The organism is Leptolyngbya cf. ectocarpi LEGE 11479, assembly GCF_015207065.1.
Taxonomy (GTDB): Bacteria; Cyanobacteriota; Cyanobacteriia; order Phormidesmidales; family Phormidesmidaceae; genus Leptothoe; species Leptothoe ectocarpi.
Genome location: NZ_JADEXP010000564.1, coordinates 1 through 2,376, shown reverse-complemented (window position 1 = coordinate 2,376; position 2,376 = coordinate 1). Strand labels below are relative to the sequence as shown.

General features: G+C 44.0%; 2 protein-coding genes. One reads left to right on the top strand and one right to left on the bottom strand.

Annotated features, from left to right (window positions below; all coding sequences use genetic code 11):
* Positions 1-548 precede the first annotated feature (548 nt).
* Positions 549-788: a hypothetical protein gene (locus IQ260_RS29935; RefSeq protein WP_193996697.1), complete on the bottom strand. Its 240-nt coding sequence runs from the start codon at positions 786-788 to the stop codon at positions 549-551.
* A 649-nt stretch (positions 789-1,437) separates the two neighbouring features.
* On the opposite strand from IQ260_RS29935, the gene IQ260_RS29930 reads away from it, so the two are divergent.
* On the top strand, positions 1,438-2,292 hold the full coding sequence (locus IQ260_RS29930; RefSeq protein ID WP_193996696.1) for a lipase/acyltransferase domain-containing protein: 855 nt from the start codon (positions 1,438-1,440) through the stop codon (positions 2,290-2,292).
* The last annotated feature ends 84 nt before the right edge of the window (positions 2,293-2,376 follow it).

The window sequence follows — 2,376 nt, the reverse complement described above, 5'->3', positions numbered from 1 at the left end:
TTATTTAATTGCATATCCCTTACGGTTTCTAATTGGCAGCATGGCAAAGGAGAGTGCCGTCGGTCTAGTGGAAAATAGCCCGACATTATGATGCAGCGATTGGCTGTGATCTCAGCTGTCAATCTCCTAAATGTCCGTGTGTGTTTGCCGGTTTATGCCAATTTTGAGGCTGAATCTAACAGCAAACTAGTCAGAAAATCTTGTTGTTTAAGTCTCTTTAGGCCTTTAAATTTGCAGTAAAGCAATGGGACGAACCCTTCTCATTGGGCAATTACAGGCCTTTTATCATGAGAAAGAAGAACAAGATTGAGAGAGTATTGCCGATATTTATCGTAGCTGCTGGACTAGTAGCACTTAGCTGCACCGTTCATTTTGTAGTAGCGGCCAATCCATCGATCGGTATGTATTTTTTAGATGCCGATTATCAAGACGATCCGTTAATTAGTCGTTAAGTCAATCGCTGCGTCTGATCACCCTGGTAGAGGTTGAGTTTAGCGAAACCCAACATTTCTCATATTGCCGCCGCTAAACCCAACCCACCAAGGTGTTTAATCCACCCTTACCCGTTTGGTCAGAATGGCCATCATTTCGTCTGGTCGCCCGGTGGGCAGGGGTTTGCTCCAGTCGTTGGGTTCGGCATAGTGGAGCTTATGGAGCAGGGCGATGGTATTGCGGATGGCGGTGAGGCTGCCGAGCAGGGTGTGGTTGATGGTTTCGTACTGATACTCGGGCAGGATGCCGTCGGCAGGCGGTTGGTTAGGCGTGTTTTGGGAATTGTCTTGAAACATGGGTTCTGGTTCTCCGATTGGATACAGCCCTTTGACCTCTCACGGGGAGAGGCGTTGAGGGTAGGAAAGCCAGAACCTAAGAATTCAGCCACCCGCAAATAGTTTTGCTAATCGAGGTGGCTGAGACATAATAGTACCCAGCCTCCAGATTGGCGCGTGCTTTCTGGGGGTTAGCCGTCGGTCAGGTGTTACGAGCACCTGCCGATGGTGCCAAATTATTAGGTTCTAGTCAGCCGTGTGATCACGGCATTAATTGAAAGTAAAACAAAAATCTGTTGCCGTCAAGATACAAAGTATTAACCCCGAATCTGGCTGTTTCATATTGAAAAAAGTTGATGAGTGGTAGATTGCTTTGCCGTGATATCTGTGATCAGTATCGGTATCTTTCAGGCAATTTCGATCATTTGCTATAACTGTGGCATCTCTTAACCAAAGCAAGCGATGCAGAATATCAAGCCATTTTTACTTGTTAGAGACTCGGGAGTGTTCTGAGCTATAGAGTCTATCAGCCTTTGAAAATTAGCTAAAAAAGTTGAAACACTCATTATTTTGTATGAAAAACGGTATGAGCGCATAGCAAATTAATCAAAATACTTACAAGAGACGAGATCCATGTGGAGTAGTAGTTTTATTGTTCTTGGAGCATTCTATGCGAGATATTGTAGTTCTTTTGCCTGGCATTACTGGAAGCGTTTTACAGAAGAATGGTAAAGACCTATGGGCGCTTTCGGGACAAGCATTCTGGGAGTTCTCCTCTAGTCTAAGCTCATCTCTACAAGACCTTAAACTAGAGGAAGATGATCCTGAACTAGATGATTTAGGAGATGGTATTAAAGCTACTCGGCTAGTTCAAGATGCTCACTTTGTTCCAGGATTGGTTAAAATTGATGGCTATACAGCTGTAGCTGAACGCTTAAAGCAGGAATTTAATCTGGTCGCAGGCAAGAATTACTTTGAATTACCCTATGACTGGCGACGCGACAATCGAGTTGCAGCTCGTCAGTTAAAGCGCCTTATTCAGCAAAAACTACCTGCATGGCAGGAAGCTAGCGGAGCAGGTAAAACTGCTAAGGTTATTCTCATTGCTCACAGTATGGGAGGGTTAGTTGCTCGCCATTACTTGGAGGTTTTGGAGGGGTGGCAAAGCTGCCGTGCCCTTGTTACGTTCGGGACTCCATATCGTGGCTCAGTTAATGCACTAAACTTTCTCGTAAATGGCTATAAGAAATTATTTGTAGATTTAACAGATGTAATGCGGTCATTTACTTCTGTTTATCAACTACTCCCTATTTATGAGATGGTCAGCGTTGATGGAGCATATAGGCGTATTGCTGATTTAACAATTGATACGGTAGATAGCAAGAAAGCTGAGCATGCGCTGAGATTCCATCGTGAGATTGAAGCTGCGCAGTCGATGAATGCTAAGGATTTACAATACCAGAATAAATATCTTACAGTCCCCAGCAATTCCAAATTCAAACGGCATCAATTTATACAGAAATAAAGGACATAAGGTTAATGAAGATAGAAACGACCCTGTTGATGTGAGTTCCGGTTATGGTCCCTATTTCTCTGAGTTTCGGTGTGC

What these genes read in the sequence shown, in the direction of transcription:
- IQ260_RS29935 (WP_193996697.1), bottom strand. Translation starts at nt 788, where the DNA reads ATGTTTCAAGACAATTCCCAAAACACGCCTAACCAACCGCCTGCCGAC.
- IQ260_RS29930 (WP_193996696.1), top strand. Translation starts at nt 1,438, where the DNA reads ATGCGAGATATTGTAGTTCTTTTGCCTGGCATTACTGGAAGCGTTTTA.